This is a genomic window from Cupriavidus sp. USMAA2-4 (assembly GCF_001854305.1).
In the GTDB taxonomy this organism is placed as follows: Bacteria; Pseudomonadota; Gammaproteobacteria; order Burkholderiales; family Burkholderiaceae; genus Cupriavidus; species Cupriavidus malaysiensis.
The window spans coordinates 3,295,992-3,310,709 of the sequence record NZ_CP017749.1; the positions used below are offsets into that span (position 1 = coordinate 3,295,992).

Consider the following 14,718-nt stretch of genomic DNA (forward strand, 5'->3'; position numbering starts at 1 on the left):
GGCCGGGCACGGCGGGGAACCCCTCAGGGAATCGCGCCCAGCTTGCGCCCGACCTTGGCAAAGGCTGCCACCGCCTGCTCGACCTGCGCCGGGGTGTGGGCCGCGCTCATCTGCGTGCGGATGCGGGCACGCCCGCGCGGCACCACCGGATAGGAGAAGCCGATCACGTAGACGTGCTCCGCCAGCAGGGCGTCGGCCATGGCGGTGGCCCGGTCGGCGTCGCCCAGCATGACCGGGATGATGGGATGCCGGCCCGGCACCAGCGTGAAACCCAGCGCGCTCATCTCGCGGCGGAAAAGCTCGCCGTTGGCGCGCACACGCGCGCGCAGCGCGGCGCCCTCCTCGCTGCCGAGCAGCTCCAGCACCTTCAGCGTGGCGGTGGCGATGCTGGGCGCCAGCGCGTTGGAGAACAAGTAGGGCCGGGAGCGCTGGCGCAGCAGTTCGACCACCTCGCGCCGGGCCGCCACATAGCCGCCGGAAGCGCCGCCCAGCGCCTTGCCGAGGGTGCCGGTGAGGATGTCGATGCGCCCCTCGACGCCGCACAGCTCGGGCGTGCCGCGCCCGTGCTCGCCGACGAAGCCCACCGCGTGCGAATCGTCCACCATCACCAGCGCGCGGTAGCGGTCGGCGAGGTCGCAGATGCCCTTCAGGTTGGCGACGATGCCGTCCATGGAGAACACCCCGTCGGTGGCGATCACCTTGAAGCGCGCGGCGCCGGCCTCGGCCTCCTGCAGGCGGGCCTCCAGGTCGGCCATGTCGTTGTTGCTGTAACGGTAGCGGCGCGCCTTGCTCAGGCGGATGCCGTCGATGATGCTGGCGTGGTTGAGCTCGTCGCTGATGATGGCGTCGCGATCGTCGAACAGCGTCTCGAACAGGCCGCCATTGGCATCGAAGCAGCTGGAGTAGAGGATGGTGTCCTCGTAGCGCAGGAAGGCGGCCAGCGAGGCTTCCAGCGTCTTGTGGACCGACTGCGTGCCGCAGATGAAGCGCACCGACGCCATGCCGAAGCCGTCTTCCGAGAGGCCGCGACGGGCCGCCTCGATCAGGCGCGGGTCGTCGGCCAGGCCCAGGTAGTTGTTGGCGCAGAAGTTCAGCACCTCGCCGCCGGCCGCCAGCCGGATGGCGGCGGCCTGCGGGCTGCCGATGACGCGTTCGGCCTTGTAGAAGCCTTCGGCGCGGATGGCGGCGAGCGTGTCGCGCAGATGCGGAAGATAGCGGTCGTCCATGTCGGCTCCCCCGGGCGGCAAGATGGCAGGCCGGAGCGGCGGACTGAGCGCCCGCGCGCGTCCCGGCCCGACCAGTCTAGTGCGCGCGCCGGGCGCGCACAAGACGGCCGCGCCAAGGCTGCCGCCTCAGGCGTACTTGCCGGTCAGGCCGCCATCCACCACCAGCTCGGTGCCGGTGATGTAGGCCGCCGCGTCCGAGGCCAGGAAGGCACAGGCGTGGGCCACCTCCCAGGCACTGCCCATGCGCCCCATCGGCACCTGGCGCGCGCGCGCCTGGCGGGCCTCGTCCAGGCTGTCCTGCGAGAACATGTGCGCCACCGTGCCGGCGATGCGCGGCGTGTCGATCAGGCCCGGCACCACGGTGTTGGCGCGCACGCCGTGCGGCGCGTACTGCTGCGCCACCATGCGCGTGAACTGCATCACCGCGGCCTTGGTCACGCTGTAGGCCAGGTGCGGATAGCCCACGTAGCGCATGCCCGCCACCGAGGCGATGGCGACGATGGCGCCTCGCCCCTGCTCCACCATGCCGGGCAGCACCTGCTGCGTGCACAGCAGCAGGCTGCGCACATTGACGGCGTGGACCCGCTCGAGGTCGGCCGCGCTGGTCTCCATCGGCCCCCCGGTCTTGCCGATGCCGGCATTGTGGTGCAGCACGTCGATGCGGCCGAAGTGCTCGCGCGCGGCAGCAAAGACGCGCACGATGTCGCCCTCCTCCGCCAGGTCGCCCTGCAGCGTCAGCGCGCTGCCGCCCTCGGCGCGGATCAGCGCCGTGGTCTCGTCGGCCGAGGCGGCATCGCGGTCCACCACGCAGACTTGCGCGCCGAGCCGGGCGTAGGTCACGCAGGAAGCGCGGCCGATGCTCCAGCCTGGCCCCGCCGAGCCGCCGCCGGCCACCAGCACGGTGCGGCCGGACAGGTCGAGCGGCAGCGCCGGCGCGTTCATTGCCCGGCTCCGCCGGCCTTGCCGCCTCCGTTGCCTCCTTCCCCCACGTAGGGAATGGCTTCCTCCACCGTATCCCAGATGAAGCGGCCGGACGGGCTCTGCTGCTCCTCGACGATATGCGCGACCAGCCCGGCCGCGCGCGAGATCACGGCGAAGCCGCGCATCACGCCGGTCGGCACGCCGATCTCGCCCAGCAGCGCCGCCACGGCGCCGGTGGCGTTGATGGTGATCGGGCGGCCGGCCACCGCGTCCACGGCCTGCGACAGCCGTTCGAGGGCGCGGATCTTGTCGCCCGCCAGGTCCGGCTCCGCGCGGCCCATCTCCAGCAGCTTGTAGGCGCGCGGGTCCACCGGCTTGTGCAGGTGGTGGCCGAAGCCGGGCACGGCGCCCTTGATCTCCTTGTAGTGCCGGGCGATGGCCAGGGCCTCGGCATCCGGATCGGCGGCAGCGCCGATCCGGTCGAGCAGGCGCGAGCAGTTCTCCATGGTGCCGACGAAGGAGCTGCCCACCGCGAGCAGCCCCGCCGATACCGCGCCCTGCAGGTTCTCGGGCGCGCTCATATAGATCAGCCGCGTGGCGATGGCGCTGGGGGTCAGGCCGTGTTCCATCAGCACGATCAGCACCACGTCGGTGATGCGCAGGTCGACCGGGCGCGGCGTGCGGCCCAGGATCTGCATCAGCATCACCTCGGTGAAGGTCTTCTTGCCCATCAGGTCTTCAACCAGGTTGGCATCGCGATAGTGCAGGCTGGTCAGCGTGTGCGTGCACAGGCGGGTGACGGGGCCCTGGTCCGGCTTGGTTGTCATGGCGGTCTCCTCAGTTCTGGGTCTGGTTCTGGGTCTGGTTCTGGTTCTGATTCCGGATGGGGTTCTGGTGACCGCGGCCCGCCGCATCGGCGGCGATGGCCTGTTCGCGCACGGCGGTCTTCAGCACCTTGCCCACCGGCGACAGCGGCAGGCTGGCATGGAAATGGACACGCTTGGGTGTCTGCACCGGGCCCAGGCGCTCGCGCACGAAGGCGATCAGCTCGGCTTCCTGCGCCTGCATGCCGGGACGGAGCTGCACGGCCGCCTGCACCGCCTCGCCCCATTTATCGTCGGGCACGCCGAACACCGCGCATTCGTGCACGGCCGGGTGCTGGCCCAGCGCGTTCTCCACGTCGACCGGATAGACGTTGAAGCCGCCGGTGATCACCATGTCCTTGAGACGGTCCTTCAGGTAGAGGTAGCCGCGTTCGTCGATCAGGCCGCGGTCGCCGGTGTGCAGCCAGCCGTCGACCAGGGTCTGCGCGGTCTTCTCGGGCAGCTTCCAGTAGCCGCCCATCAGCAGGTCGCCGCGCGCCACCACCTCGCCCACCTCGCCGGGCGGCAGCAGGCGTCCGTCCGGCGCCATGATGGCGACGTCGCTGAACCAGGTGGCGCGGCCCACCGCCGCCCAGTTCTGCTCTTGCTCGAAGTCCTCGGGACGCATCACGGTCAGGATCTGCGGCGCCTCGGTCTGGCCGTAGGTAGTGCCCAGCACCGGGCCGAAGAAGTCGCGCGCCTGGCGGATCTTCTCCGGCGGCATCGGCGCGCCGCCGTAGATCAGGCGCCGCAGCGCGGGGAAATCGGCGCGCGAGGCGCCCGGCAGCGCCATCAGCATGTAGATCAGCGTGGGCGGCATGAAGCAGACCGTGCCGCCGCGCGTGCGGAAGGCCTCGCGCACGGCCTCGGCGCCGGCGCCGGCCAGTACCACGTGGCAGCCGCCCTGGGCCAGGATGGGCAGCAGGTAGGTGGAGGTGCCGTGGGTGACCGGCGCGGCCACCACATAACGATCGTCGGCGTCGAAACCCCAGGCCTGGATCTGGTTGGCGATATTGGCCATCCAGGCCCGGTAGGGCTGCATCACGCCCTTCGGCAACCCGGTGGTGCCGCCGGTGAACTTGATGGCCTGCGTGGCCTCGGGCGGCAGGTCGAACAGCGGGCGCGGCGCCCCCGCGTGCGCCGCGCACAGCCCGGCGACACTCAGGCCGTCCGCGGGCGCGGTGCCGCAATGGACGCGCGCGCCGGGCGCCCCCTCCAGCAAGGGGGCACAGGCCGGGTCGAGCACCAGAATCGAGGGTTCGGTCACCTCGAGGATGCGGCGGATCTCAGGATGCGTGCTCTTGGGGTTGAGCGGCACCCACACCTTGCCGCAGGCCAGCACGGCCAGCAAGGCAACGATATGCTCGGCGCTGTTGCCGGCGCAGATGCCCACCCGGCTCTGCGGTGCGCTGTCCAGGGACTGCAGCGCGGCGGCCAGCGCCGCCACGCGCGCGGCCAGCTCGCGATAGGCGATGGTGCCCTCGGGCGCGTCGATGGCCGGGCGCTCGGGCCAGCGCTGGGCTGCGCGCCAGAAGAAGTCGATGGGGTACATGATTGGGCTGTCTCTCCTGTGGATTGGCTGGCGAATGCGGGCCGGTCCTAGTCCACTGAATCGCTGAAATCGGTCGGTGCCTGCCATGGCATGCGGGCTCATCGCGTCGTTGCAAATGCTCGCCATAGCCGTGCTATGGCTGCGCTTTGCGCCTAGCGCTGATTCCCGCATGCCATGTCTTTCCCCTCCCATTTCAATGATTCAGTGGACTAGTCCGCCTTGGCGCCGGACTGCTTGACCACCTCGCGCCAGCGCTTGATCTCGGCGGCGGCGAAGGCGCGCGCCTGTTCCGGCGTGCCCGGCTCCGGCGTGGCGGCCAGGTCCTGCAGCCGCTGGCGCACGTCCGGCGCACCCAGGGTCTTGTTCAGCACGGCATTGAGCTTGTCGATCACCGCACGCGGCGTGCCGGCGGGCGCGGCCAGGCTGAACCAGGACTGCACGTCGAAACCCGGGTAGCCCGACTCGGCCACGGTTGGGACCTCCGGCAGCAGCGGCGAGCGCTGCGCGCTGGTGATGGCGATGGCGCGCAGGCGGCCGGCCTTGACATGCGGCAGCGAGGACGGCGTGTTGTCGAACATCGACTGCACCTGGCCGCCCAGCAGGTCCGACACCGCCGGCGCGCTGCCGCGGTAGGGCACGTGCAGCATATTGAGGTGGGCCTGCATCTTGAACATCTCGCCCGACAGGTGGATCGACGAACCGCTGCCGGACGAGGCGAAGGTGACGCCGTCGGGCGAGGCCTTGGCGAAGCGCACGTAGTCGGCCACGGAGTGCACCGGCAGCTTGGGATTGACCACCAGGATGTTCGGGATCTTGGCGATCAGGCCGATCATCTCGAAGTCCTTCTGCGGGTCGTAGCCGAGCTTGCTGTAGAGCGTGGCATTGATGGTGTTGGCGATGGTGTAGTCGTACAGCGTGTAGCCGTCAGGCGCCGCCTTGGCCACCATCTCGGCACCGACGTTGCTGTTGGCGCCGGCGCGGTTGTCGACGATCACCGCCTGGCCGAGCTGTTCGCCCATCTTGAGCGCGATGATGCGCGCCAGCACATCGGTAGCGCCGCCGGCGGCATAGCCGACGACGAGGCGGATCGGCCGCGTGGGCCAGTTGGCGGCGTCGGCACGCGCCGCCGCGGGGGACAGCGCCGCACCGAGGGCGAGCGCCGCCATGAGCGCCAGCCAATGCCGGCGACCCTGGGTCTGCATGGTCATCTTGTCTCCTCTTTCTGTTCTGCCGGGAGCCGTTCGCGCCGCGCTGCGGCATACTGGCGGACGGCTCCTACGACCAGCAGATTCTTCCCCATGCCTTCCCGCCCCGCCAATCGGAATGTCCGCCAGCCGGACGTTTTCGCCGCCGGTCCGGCCAGCGCCCACGCCATCGCCACACCCGCCGCGGACAACGCCGAAGCCGCCGAAGCCGGTGAGGACAGCGGCAGCCGCACGCTGCGGCGCGGCCTGCAACTGCTCGATGCCATCCTCGCGGGCGGCCGCGAAGGCCTGCGCGTGGTCGACCTGTGCCGTGCCGCCGGCCTGGAGCGGGCCACCGTCTACCGCCTGCTCGCCACCTTGGTCGAATGCGGCTACGTGACGCAGAAGGGGCGCTTCCGCTATGTAGGCGGACCCCGCCTGGCGGCGGTGGCGCAGGCGCGCGGCACGCCCGCCGTGGTTTCGCGCCTGCAGCCGGTACTGGCCCAGGTCAGCGAAGCCTGCGGCGACGCCGCCTTCGCGGTGGTACGCGAAGGCGCGCTGTCGCACTGCATCGCGCGGCACGTGGGCAGCTATCCGGTGCAGGTGCTGGTGATCCAGGTCGGCACGCGCCAGCCGCTTGGCGTCGGCGCGGCCGGGCTGGCGCTGCTGTCGGCGCTGCCGGACCGCGAAGTGGAAAGCGTCATCGCGGCCAACGCGGCCACGCTCGAACGCTACGGCGGCATGACGCCGGAACGCATGCGCATCCTGGTGCGCGCCACGCGCGAGCGCGGCTGGTCGGTGATCGGCAACCATGCCACGCGCGATGTGCTGGCAGTGGGCATGGTGGTGCGCGACGCGGAAGACGAACCGGTAGCGGCCATCAGCGTGGCCTCGACCATGGCCCGCATGCCGCGCGCACGGCAAGACCTGATCGTGCGCGCGATGCGCAAGGCGTTTGCCACGCAGCTGCCGCGCGGCTTGTAGCGCGGGCGATCTGCCAGGGGAGGCGTGCCTGGGCGATGGATGGCGCGGCGGGGCTGCCAGCGCCTGCCCTCTCCCCCGGCCCCTCTCCCGCAGGCGGGAGAGGGGAGCAAACCAGCGCGGCGCGAAGCCCATCGCACTGGGCGGAGCCGACGAGATGCACCAACACCAATCGCCAAGCACACTGTCTTGGCTCCCTCTCCCCGCACGGGGAGAGGGTTGGGGAGAGGGGTGGTTCAGCAAGGCGCCACGCATGACGAAGCCGTCGGTGTGGTCCAGCCCGCGAGCCAAAAGACGAAGCCGATGGTGTAAACCCAACCATCCCAACCCTCCCAGCCAGCCCCGCCGCCGCGAAGCTCAATCCTCCAGCGTCTCGTGCACCGCCGAGGCACCGCGCTTCCAGTAGGCCGAGGCGCGGATGCGGCTCTTGTCGATGCCGCGTTCGCCCACCAGGTGCTGGCGCACCGCACGCATCGCCTGCGCTTCGCCGGCGGCCCAGGCATAGCCTTCGCCCGGCGGCAGTTGCAGGTCGTGCAGCGCCGGCGCCAGCAGGCTGCCTTCGGCGGCCTCGCCGTTGCGATGCAGCCAGCGCACGGTAAGCTGCGCGGCGCTCTGCAGCGGGATCTGCGCGATCGGGCTGGCCACTTCCACCACCACCAGCGCCTGGCTGCCCGCGGGCAGTTCTTCCAGCCGGCGGCCGATCGCCGGCAACGCGGTCTCGTCGCCCACCAGCAGGTGCCAGTCGAACTCGCGCGGGATCACGAAGGAGCCGCGCGGCCCGCCGATGCCCAGGAACTGGCCCGCACGCGCCTGCGCCGCCCAGGTCGAAGCGGGGCCGTCGCCGTGCAGCACGAACTCGATGTCGAGCTCGCACGCGGCGTTGTCGAAGCGGCGCGGGGTGTAGTCGCGCGCGGCGGGCCGCGCCGCCCCTTCCGGGAACACCGGGCCGTTCGGCCCGACTTCGGGCAGCGCCGGCTGGTCCTGCCCCGGGGCGGGAAAGAACACCTTGACGTGGTCGTCGAAGGAGCCCGAATGGAAGTCGGCCAGGTCGTCGCCGCCGAAGGTGACGCGCAGCAGTTGAGGGGAAACCAGGCGGGTACGCAGCACCTGCACCAGCCGCATCTTGAGCGGATGGCGCACGCGCTGCACGGTCAGGTCGCGTGTCGTCATGAAGTTCCTTGTCGATCCGCCTTGCCGGGCAAGGCGTGGGAAAGCGGGGTGCGCCGGCATCGGCCTCAGGCCTTGCCCGGCGCCTCGATCTCTGCGGTGGCGCGCTGCAGGATGGCGGCGATGCGCCGCTGTTCGTCGGGTGAGGCCTCGCCGCGCAGCACCAGCGCGCGCTTCAGGCCCTGGCGCGCGGCCACGTACTCTGGCAGCCAGCCGCCGGCCTCCGGCTCGACCTGCGCTTCGCCGGCCATGGCGCGGCGCATCCACTCCATCTTGCGCGCCACGTGCCGCAGTTTGCCGAGCATCAGCGCCAGGCGCTCGCGGTTGGCTTCGAGATGGTCGCGCCCCGGCTGGGCGAGGTGGTAGCGCTTCTTGTTGCCCTCGCTATCCACGGTGGCGTAGCCGACCTCTTCCAGATAGGTCAGCGCGGGATAGATCACGCCCGGGCTGGGCTTGTAGAAGCCGCTGGTGCGTGTCTCGAGCGCCTTGATCAGTTCATAGCCGTGGCTGGGCTGCTCTTCCAGCAGCGACAGCAGCAGCAATTGCAGGTCGTCGGCGCTGAACTTGCGCCCGCGCCGCCAGCCGCCCTCATCGAAGCCATCGGTACCGTCGCCGCCATCGGCATCGCCGAAGCCGCTCCAGAAGCCGCGGCCGCCGCCGCGCGAGTGGCGGCCGATGGCGTGGCGCGCAAAACGCTCGCCGAACTGCTCGGAGAGATGACCGAGCAAGTGCCGGCCGAGACCTCTGCCAAAGGAATGGGAATGCATGGATTCACTCCGATATATCGTAAAACATATCTTACGATATAAAGCGTGGCGTGACTTGTCAAGGACGGCTTTGTCCCGGCGCGGCGGCATTCTCCCCTTCCCCGCCCGCCTTGCGGCATCCTGCCGCCCCCCCTGCCGACGCGCCTTGTCCTCTTGACATGAAGCATGCCCGGCCCTAACGTTCGTGACTAAACGGTCGTCATACAAATATACCGCGACCGTTCCGGCCAGGTCCCTTCCGGACCCGCCCACGACATGGACATGGCATCGACACAGGAGACAAGACCATGCAACAGTCCGCGCGCCGCACCTTGGAGTTCTTCTTCGACTTCGGCAGCCCCTATTCCTACCTCGCCTACCTGGAGGCGCCGCGCGTGGCGCAGCGCGCCGGCGCCGACATCGCCTGGCGGCCCATCCTGCTCGGCGGGGTGTTCAAGGCCACCGGCAACCACAGTCCGGCGGAGATCCCCGCCAAGGGCCGCTGGTCGAAGACCGACCTGGCGCGCTGGGCCAGGAAGTATGGCGCGCCGTTCCGCCACAATCCGCACTTCCCCATCAACACCTTGATGCTGATGCGGGCCGCGATGGGCTATCAGCGCCAGGACGAGGCGCTCTTCCAGCGCTATGTGCAGGCCATCTTCCAGGCCATGTGGGTGGACGGGCGCAACCTGAACGATCCGGCCGAGATCGGCGCAGTGCTCGCGCAGGCCGGCCTCGACCCGCGCGCGGCGCTGGCCATGATCGACGATCCTGCCGTCAAGGACGCCCTCAAGCAGGCCACCGAAGCCGCGGTGGCGCGCGGCGTGTTCGGCGTGCCGAGCTTCATCGTGGGCGAGGAGCTGTTCTGGGGCAACGACCGGCTGCACTTCGTCGAGGAAGCGCTGACGGAGTGAGCGCCGCGGAGGATCGTCGGCGCCGCCCGGCGGCGGCCCGCGTCGCGCCGCAGGATGCAACAGGGGCAGGCCCTGCCCCCCCCTCAGAAGGCCGGCAGGATCGCGCCGTGGAACTGCCGGGCCAGGAAGTCGCGCACCTCCTGCGACTGGTAGGCCTCCACCAGCGGCTTGACCCAGGGCTTGTCCTGGTCCTGCTCGCGCACTGCGATCAGGTTGGCATAAGGACCGCGCAGGTCCTCGGTGGCGATGGCATCGCGCGTGGGCGACAGGCCGGCCTTGACGGCATAGTCCGTGTTGATGGACGCCGCGTCGAGGTCGGCGAGCGCGCGCGGCAGGATGGCCGAGTCCAGTTCCACCAGCTTGAGCCGCTTCGGATTGTCGACCACGTCCAGCGGCGTCGCGTTGCGGCCGCCCGTGCCCGCGCCGGCGCGCAGCTTGATCAGCCCTTCCTTCTGCAACAGCAGCAGTGCGCGGTTGCCGTTGGAGGGGTCGTTCTGGATGCCGACGCGCGCACCGCGCGGCAGCTCGCCCAGCGATTTCACCTTGCGCGAATAGAAGCCCATCGGCGCCACATAGGTCAGGCCGACGCTGACGATCTTGTAGTGGCGCGCCTGCACCTGGCTGTCGAGGAAGGGACGGTGCTGGAAACCGTTGGCGTCGAGATCGCCGGCATCCAGCGCCGCATTGGGCTGCGCGTAGTCATTGAACTCGACGATCTTCACGTCGACACCCTTGCGCTTGGCCACCTCGCGCACCACTTCCCAGATCTGGGCGTCGGGACCGCTCATGGTGCCCAGGCGCACCACCTGGTCGGCGGCGCGGGCCAGCGGCAAGGCCCCGACCGACAGCGATAGTGCCAGCGCGAGCGTGGCGGCGTGGAAAACGTGACGGCGTTGCATGAAGGCTCCTCTGTCCTGTGCGAAGGTGTCGCGGCCACGCCGCCCGCGCGGGCAGGCTCCGGCCGCGGCCCGCGGCACCTGCCGGCGGGCATGTGCTGCCCATCCTAGCGACACGCCGCGGCGACGGGAATGAAGGAGTTCGGCTATCGATATGCCATGCGCGCCACGATGGCATCGCCACCATCGGCCGCACCGCCGCGCGCCTCGGGTGGCATTTCCAGAACCCATCCCTGAGCGCGGGCGCCGCGCGCGCCGCGCGAATGCGGCGCGCTTGCGATTCCGCTTGGCCGCGCGCGCGGATCTTGCCTACCATGGGCAAAGAGTTGCCGGGCACGCCGGGGGGCATGAACGGGAGGCCGTCATGGATATTCCGCGCCTCATCCTCGAGTTCTACCGGTGCGCGCACGAATGCGACGCGGCTTCGTTCCAGGACACGGTGCTGCGGACACTGCAGGGCGCGCTGCATTTCGACGCCGGCAAGTGGGGCATCGGCCGGATCGCACCGGATGGCATCCATTTCCTTTGCGCGCATCTGTTCCACGACGACCCCGAAGCCCCGCTGCTGTACGAAAGCATCTCGCTGCAGGACACCGCGGCCTTGCGTGCGCTGGCAAGCCCGGGCATGCCGGCACGCTTTCATGCCGAGAGCGAGTTCGGCGCCGCCTCGCAGAAGGCGCTGCTCGACTACAAACGACGCTTCCGCCATGCGAACGGCCTCATCACGGTGCTGCCCGGCCAGGACGGCACGGTACAGAGCCTGTCGCTGTACCGCCATGCCCCCAACCAGCACTTCAGCGCGGCCGACACACGCCTGTGCCACCACCTGGTTCCCCACTTGATGGAAGCCCTCGCCATCAACCGGTCGCTGGCGCTGGCAGCGCTGCCGCCCTCCTTCGGCGAGCAGCGCTATCCCGGCGCCATCGTCGCCCTCAGCGGCTACATCCTGCACGCCGAAGCGGCCTTCCTCGACCTGCTGCGCGCGGAATGGCCGCAGGCCGAGGCACTGCACCTGCCCGAAGCCCTGCGCGCCGCGCTGGTCGCGCAGGGCCGGCCGGCCTTCCTCGGCGAAGCCATCGCCGTGCGCCGCGTGCTCGGCGGCGAGCCGCTCTTCCTGCGGGCCAGGACACGGCTCCCGGTCGACCGCCTGACCGCGCGCGAACTCGCCATCGCGCAATGCCTGGCGGCCGGCGACAGCTACAAGACGATCGCGCGCAAGCTGTCGATCGCGCCGGCCACGGTGCGCAACCACATCGCCGGCGCGCACGAGCGTCTGGGCATCCGCTCCAACGCGGAACTCGTACTGCACCTCAAGGCCGCCGCCTTCTGAATGCGCCACACGAACGCGCACTGGATGCGCACTGGATGCGCACTGGACACACGCTGGCTGCGGGGATTGATGCATTTGCATCATTGGCAGGCCCGGCGCCGATTCCTATGCTCACCCTGCGCGGCCGGAAGGCCCGTGCCAGCCCCCCCCGGCGGAAGCGCCCCGGCGGAAGCACCCGACTCCCGCCAGGCACGGTGCGCGCGGCGCTCCCTTGTCCATGCGCCGCCGCCCGCGCCGCTCCCCCTGGGGCATGCCCCGTCACCCGCAGGAGAAACCCATGACACCTCATCATCGAATGGCCTGGATGGCGGCCCTCGCGGCCGCACTGGGCACCGGCGTCTGCGCCGCGCAGGCAGCCCCGGGCGCGATCGGGGCGGCCCGTCCGTCGATCGACGCCCATTACGCCGCCGCAGCGCGGAGCGCCACCGGCACGCACGACCCCTACACCGACGGCATGCGCACCGTCAGCGACCTGCGCGATCCGTTCACTGACGGCAGCCGTTCGTCTTCCGCCCCGCGCGACCCCTACAGCGAAGGCGGCAACTGAGCGCCGCGCACTCGCGCCGCACCGTTCCCTCTTTTCCGCGCCGGGCCGGCCGCCCTCCCTGAGGGGGCCGGCCCGCCTGCATACGCCAGTCTCCGGTCCCCTCCTAGCGTCCCGCATGGCGCCGGCCCGCCCCCTCCGGTGAGCGGCCCGGCCCTGCCCGCGCACGCGGCGGCAAACCCCGTGCGCGGCCCGCTCAGCCGGTGCGCGGCCAAGAATCCGAATGACCGCATCAGGATTCTTTCCCCATCTGTCACTGCGATGACAAGCCCCCTCCTTACGCTGCGTACGCATTGCGGGGAGCGCAATCCGACACGCATCCAGCGCCGTGGCACACAGGCGCCGCGGCACAACAGAAGAAGGGGAATCTCAGATGGCATGGACTCGACACGCACGCCTGGCGTGCGGACTGGCATTGGCCGGCACGCTGGCCGCCTGCGGCGGCAGCGATGACGGCGCTGCGGCATCGGGCGGGCAGAACCCGCCCTCGCCCAGCACCCAGACACCGGCGACGGCCAGCAAGAAGGTGCTGCTGGTCGGCGTGGACGGCGCCACCTATTCCGCGCTGCAGTCGGCGCTGCTGGCGCACGCGCTGCCGAATCTCGGCCAGCTCACGCTGATGCCCAGCGCCACCGGCGGCACCCTCGGCACGGTGACCGAGCAGGCACCGCTGGACGCGCCGAGCTGGGCCACGGTGCTGAGCGGCACCTGGCGCAACCGCCATGGCATCGCCGACGACAGCGCCAGCCAGCTGCAGGCGCCGACGCTGTTCGCCCGGCTGCGCAGCGCCGCCGGCAGCGCGCGCCAGGCTGGCGCCGCCACCAGCTCGATGGTGATGCCCGGCCTGCTCAAGTCCGACCAGGCCAGCGGCGCGCTGAACACCCTGGTTGACTGCGCCGGCGCCGACGACTGCGTCACCCAGAACAGCCTGCGCCTGGTGCGCGCGGGCTACGACACGGTGTTCGCGCACTACACCGCGCCTGCCGCCGCCGCGGCCGCGGCAGGCCTCGAAAGCAGCGCCTACACGAGCGCCCTGGTCAGTGTCGACGCCGCGCTCGGCAAGCTGCTGGCTGCCGTCGCCGAGCGCCGCAAGGCCAACCCCGGCGAGGACTGGCTGGTACTGGTCACGGCCAGCCACGGCCTGGACGCCACCGGCGCCACCACCTCGGTGCCGATGCTGGAGAACCGCACCGCCTTCATCGCGCTCAACAAGGCGCTCAACGCAGACCTGACCAGCCCCGGCGGTCCGGCCCCGACCAACAATGCCCAGCTGGCGGCGCTGCCCAGCGGCGCCGACATCGCCCCGACCCTGCTGGACCATGTCGGCGTGCGCGCCGACGCGGCCAGCAATGCCACCGACGGCGCCTCGCTGATCGCCAGCGCCACCGGCGTGCGCGGCATCGCCACCACCGTCGGCCGCTACGGCGACGCGCTGCTGCTGAACTGGCAGAACCCGTCCGCCGCCAGCGGCAGCATGACCCTGCTGCGCGACGGCAAGACGGTGGCGACGCTGCCGGCCGGCACCACCCAGTACAACGACAGCGGCTTCGACCTGGCCAGCGGCCTGTACCGCTTCAACTACACGCTGGTGCGCAACGGCGTGCCGACGTCCTACCTGGCCCAGATGAACTACATCCGGCCGACCCCGCTGGCGACCACGCTGACCAATAACCTGGCGCTCTACTACAGCTTCGACAAGCTGCCTCCGGTCGACGTCAAGGGCGCCTCCACGCTCGGCCCGTGGATCGCCGGCACCGACGGCGGCTCGGCCAGCACCGACAACTTCGGCAGCGGCGCGCTCAAGGTGGACTCGCGCATCGATGCCTACAAACTGGCCTTCAGCGGCACCGACCTGGCGCTGAGCCCGCAGTTCACCATGGGCTTCTGGTTCAAGACGGACTGCACCCAGGGCAACGGCACCGGCGAGCCCATCCTGTCGAACAAGGACTACTACACCGGCAGCAACCCCGGCATTGCCATCGCCCTGTGGGGCAGCTGCGAGCTCCGCTTCAACATCGGCAGCGGCGGCAAGCGCGACGACATCACCGGCATGAAGGTCAGCGCCAACCAGTGGGCCTATGTCGCCCTGTCGATCAACGCCACCGCCAAGACCTTCAGCGCCTACATCATCGACCCCGTGCTGGGCCTGCAGAAGACCGAGAACAAGGCCATCGCCAACACTGACGTCAGCAAGCTCGGCGGCCTCGGCACCAAGACCTGGGGTGTCAACGACGACGCCACGCATAACTACGTCGCCAACAATCCGGGCTCGCTCAAGGGCGTGATGGAGTTCAACGACCTGGCGATATGGACACGCACCCTGACGCTGGACGAGCTCAAGTCGATCCCGGGCTCGCGCCAGCCGATCTCTTCGCTGCAGCCGTGACAGCCCAA

Annotated in this window: 13 protein-coding genes; 5 read left to right on the forward strand and 8 right to left on the reverse strand. The window is 70.4% G+C overall.

Annotated elements, in window-relative coordinates:
* Positions 1 to 23: 23 nt before the first annotated feature.
* From BKK79_RS34360 to BKK79_RS34380, 5 genes are all read right to left on the reverse strand, one after another.
* Positions 24 to 1,226 carry a glycine C-acetyltransferase gene (locus BKK79_RS34360; RefSeq protein WP_071019635.1) on the reverse strand — a complete coding sequence of 401 codons (1,203 nt, stop codon included), beginning with the start codon at positions 1,224 to 1,226 and terminating at the stop codon, positions 24 to 26.
* Between the two features lie 126 nt (positions 1,227 to 1,352).
* A complete protein-coding gene (locus BKK79_RS34365) occupies positions 1,353 to 2,168 on the reverse strand; it encodes an SDR family NAD(P)-dependent oxidoreductase (protein WP_071019632.1) in 816 nt (271 codons plus the stop codon).
* Positions 2,165 to 2,974 (reverse strand): citryl-CoA lyase, encoded by an 810-nt coding sequence (locus tag BKK79_RS34370; protein ID WP_071040073.1) that lies wholly within the window; start codon positions 2,972 to 2,974, stop codon positions 2,165 to 2,167. Before BKK79_RS34370 ends, BKK79_RS34365 begins: the two co-directional genes overlap by 4 nt.
* Positions 2,975 to 2,984: 10 nt before the next feature.
* Positions 2,985 to 4,562 carry a class I adenylate-forming enzyme family protein gene (locus BKK79_RS34375; RefSeq protein WP_083384488.1) on the reverse strand — a complete coding sequence of 526 codons (1,578 nt, stop codon included), beginning with the start codon at positions 4,560 to 4,562 and terminating at the stop codon, positions 2,985 to 2,987.
* A 209-nt stretch (positions 4,563 to 4,771) separates the two neighbouring features.
* Positions 4,772 to 5,770: a tripartite tricarboxylate transporter substrate binding protein gene (locus BKK79_RS34380; protein ID WP_071040074.1), complete on the reverse strand. Its 999-nt coding sequence runs from the start codon at positions 5,768 to 5,770 to the stop codon at positions 4,772 to 4,774.
* 90 nt (positions 5,771 to 5,860) lie between these two features.
* On the opposite strand from BKK79_RS34380, the gene BKK79_RS34385 reads away from it, so the two are divergent.
* Positions 5,861 to 6,730, forward strand: a complete 870-nt coding sequence (locus BKK79_RS34385; RefSeq protein ID WP_084085543.1) for an IclR family transcriptional regulator — start codon at positions 5,861 to 5,863, stop codon at positions 6,728 to 6,730.
* A gap of 354 nt (positions 6,731 to 7,084) precedes the next feature.
* Here the strand turns inward: BKK79_RS34385 and BKK79_RS34390 are convergent, their stop codons facing one another.
* Positions 7,085 to 7,897 (reverse strand): siderophore-interacting protein, encoded by an 813-nt coding sequence (locus BKK79_RS34390; RefSeq protein ID WP_071040075.1) that lies wholly within the window; start codon positions 7,895 to 7,897, stop codon positions 7,085 to 7,087.
* A 65-nt stretch (positions 7,898 to 7,962) separates the two neighbouring features.
* Positions 7,963 to 8,661 carry a PadR family transcriptional regulator gene (locus BKK79_RS34395; protein WP_084085545.1) on the reverse strand — a complete coding sequence of 233 codons (699 nt, stop codon included), beginning with the start codon at positions 8,659 to 8,661 and terminating at the stop codon, positions 7,963 to 7,965.
* A 287-nt stretch (positions 8,662 to 8,948) separates the two neighbouring features.
* Between BKK79_RS34395 and BKK79_RS34400 the strand changes: the two genes are divergently transcribed.
* Positions 8,949 to 9,554, forward strand: a complete 606-nt coding sequence (locus BKK79_RS34400) for a 2-hydroxychromene-2-carboxylate isomerase (RefSeq protein ID WP_071019619.1) — start codon at positions 8,949 to 8,951, stop codon at positions 9,552 to 9,554.
* A gap of 83 nt (positions 9,555 to 9,637) precedes the next feature.
* On the opposite strand, the gene BKK79_RS34405 is transcribed toward BKK79_RS34400, so the two are convergent.
* Positions 9,638 to 10,453, reverse strand: coding sequence for a MetQ/NlpA family ABC transporter substrate-binding protein (locus BKK79_RS34405; RefSeq protein WP_071040077.1), 816 nt, complete (start codon positions 10,451 to 10,453; stop codon positions 9,638 to 9,640).
* Between the two features lie 361 nt (positions 10,454 to 10,814).
* On the opposite strand from BKK79_RS34405, the gene BKK79_RS34410 reads away from it, so the two are divergent.
* The 3 genes from BKK79_RS34410 (at position 10,815) to BKK79_RS34420 (ending at position 14,710) form a co-directional block, all read left to right on the forward strand.
* Positions 10,815 to 11,780, forward strand: a complete 966-nt coding sequence (locus BKK79_RS34410) for a helix-turn-helix transcriptional regulator (protein WP_071019615.1) — start codon at positions 10,815 to 10,817, stop codon at positions 11,778 to 11,780.
* 277 nt (positions 11,781 to 12,057) lie between these two features.
* Positions 12,058 to 12,327, forward strand: a complete 270-nt coding sequence (locus tag BKK79_RS34415) for a hypothetical protein (RefSeq protein WP_083384486.1) — start codon at positions 12,058 to 12,060, stop codon at positions 12,325 to 12,327.
* Between the two features lie 370 nt (positions 12,328 to 12,697).
* Complete coding sequence (locus BKK79_RS34420; RefSeq protein ID WP_071019612.1) at positions 12,698 to 14,710, forward strand: alkaline phosphatase family protein; 2,013 nt, start codon at positions 12,698 to 12,700, stop codon at positions 14,708 to 14,710.
* The last annotated feature ends 8 nt before the right edge of the window (positions 14,711 to 14,718 follow it).

What these genes read in the sequence shown, in the direction of transcription:
- BKK79_RS34370 (WP_071040073.1), bottom strand. Translation starts at nt 2,974, where the DNA reads ATGACAACCAAGCCGGACCAGGGCCCCGTCACCCGCCTGTGCACGCAC.
- BKK79_RS34360 (WP_071019635.1), bottom strand. Translation starts at nt 1,226, where the DNA reads ATGGACGACCGCTATCTTCCGCATCTGCGCGACACGCTCGCCGCCATC.
- BKK79_RS34405 (WP_071040077.1), bottom strand. Translation starts at nt 10,453, where the DNA reads ATGCAACGCCGTCACGTTTTCCACGCCGCCACGCTCGCGCTGGCACTA.
- BKK79_RS34410 (WP_071019615.1), top strand. Translation starts at nt 10,815, where the DNA reads ATGGATATTCCGCGCCTCATCCTCGAGTTCTACCGGTGCGCGCACGAA.
- BKK79_RS34415 (WP_083384486.1), top strand. Translation starts at nt 12,058, where the DNA reads ATGACACCTCATCATCGAATGGCCTGGATGGCGGCCCTCGCGGCCGCA.
- BKK79_RS34395 (WP_084085545.1), bottom strand. Translation starts at nt 8,661, where the DNA reads ATGCATTCCCATTCCTTTGGCAGAGGTCTCGGCCGGCACTTGCTCGGT.
- BKK79_RS34400 (WP_071019619.1), top strand. Translation starts at nt 8,949, where the DNA reads ATGCAACAGTCCGCGCGCCGCACCTTGGAGTTCTTCTTCGACTTCGGC.
- BKK79_RS34375 (WP_083384488.1), bottom strand. Translation starts at nt 4,562, where the DNA reads ATGTACCCCATCGACTTCTTCTGGCGCGCAGCCCAGCGCTGGCCCGAG.
- BKK79_RS34380 (WP_071040074.1), bottom strand. Translation starts at nt 5,770, where the DNA reads ATGACCATGCAGACCCAGGGTCGCCGGCATTGGCTGGCGCTCATGGCG.
- BKK79_RS34365 (WP_071019632.1), bottom strand. Translation starts at nt 2,168, where the DNA reads ATGAACGCGCCGGCGCTGCCGCTCGACCTGTCCGGCCGCACCGTGCTG.
- BKK79_RS34385 (WP_084085543.1), top strand. Translation starts at nt 5,861, where the DNA reads ATGCCTTCCCGCCCCGCCAATCGGAATGTCCGCCAGCCGGACGTTTTC.
- BKK79_RS34420 (WP_071019612.1), top strand. Translation starts at nt 12,698, where the DNA reads ATGGCATGGACTCGACACGCACGCCTGGCGTGCGGACTGGCATTGGCC.
- BKK79_RS34390 (WP_071040075.1), bottom strand. Translation starts at nt 7,897, where the DNA reads ATGACGACACGCGACCTGACCGTGCAGCGCGTGCGCCATCCGCTCAAG.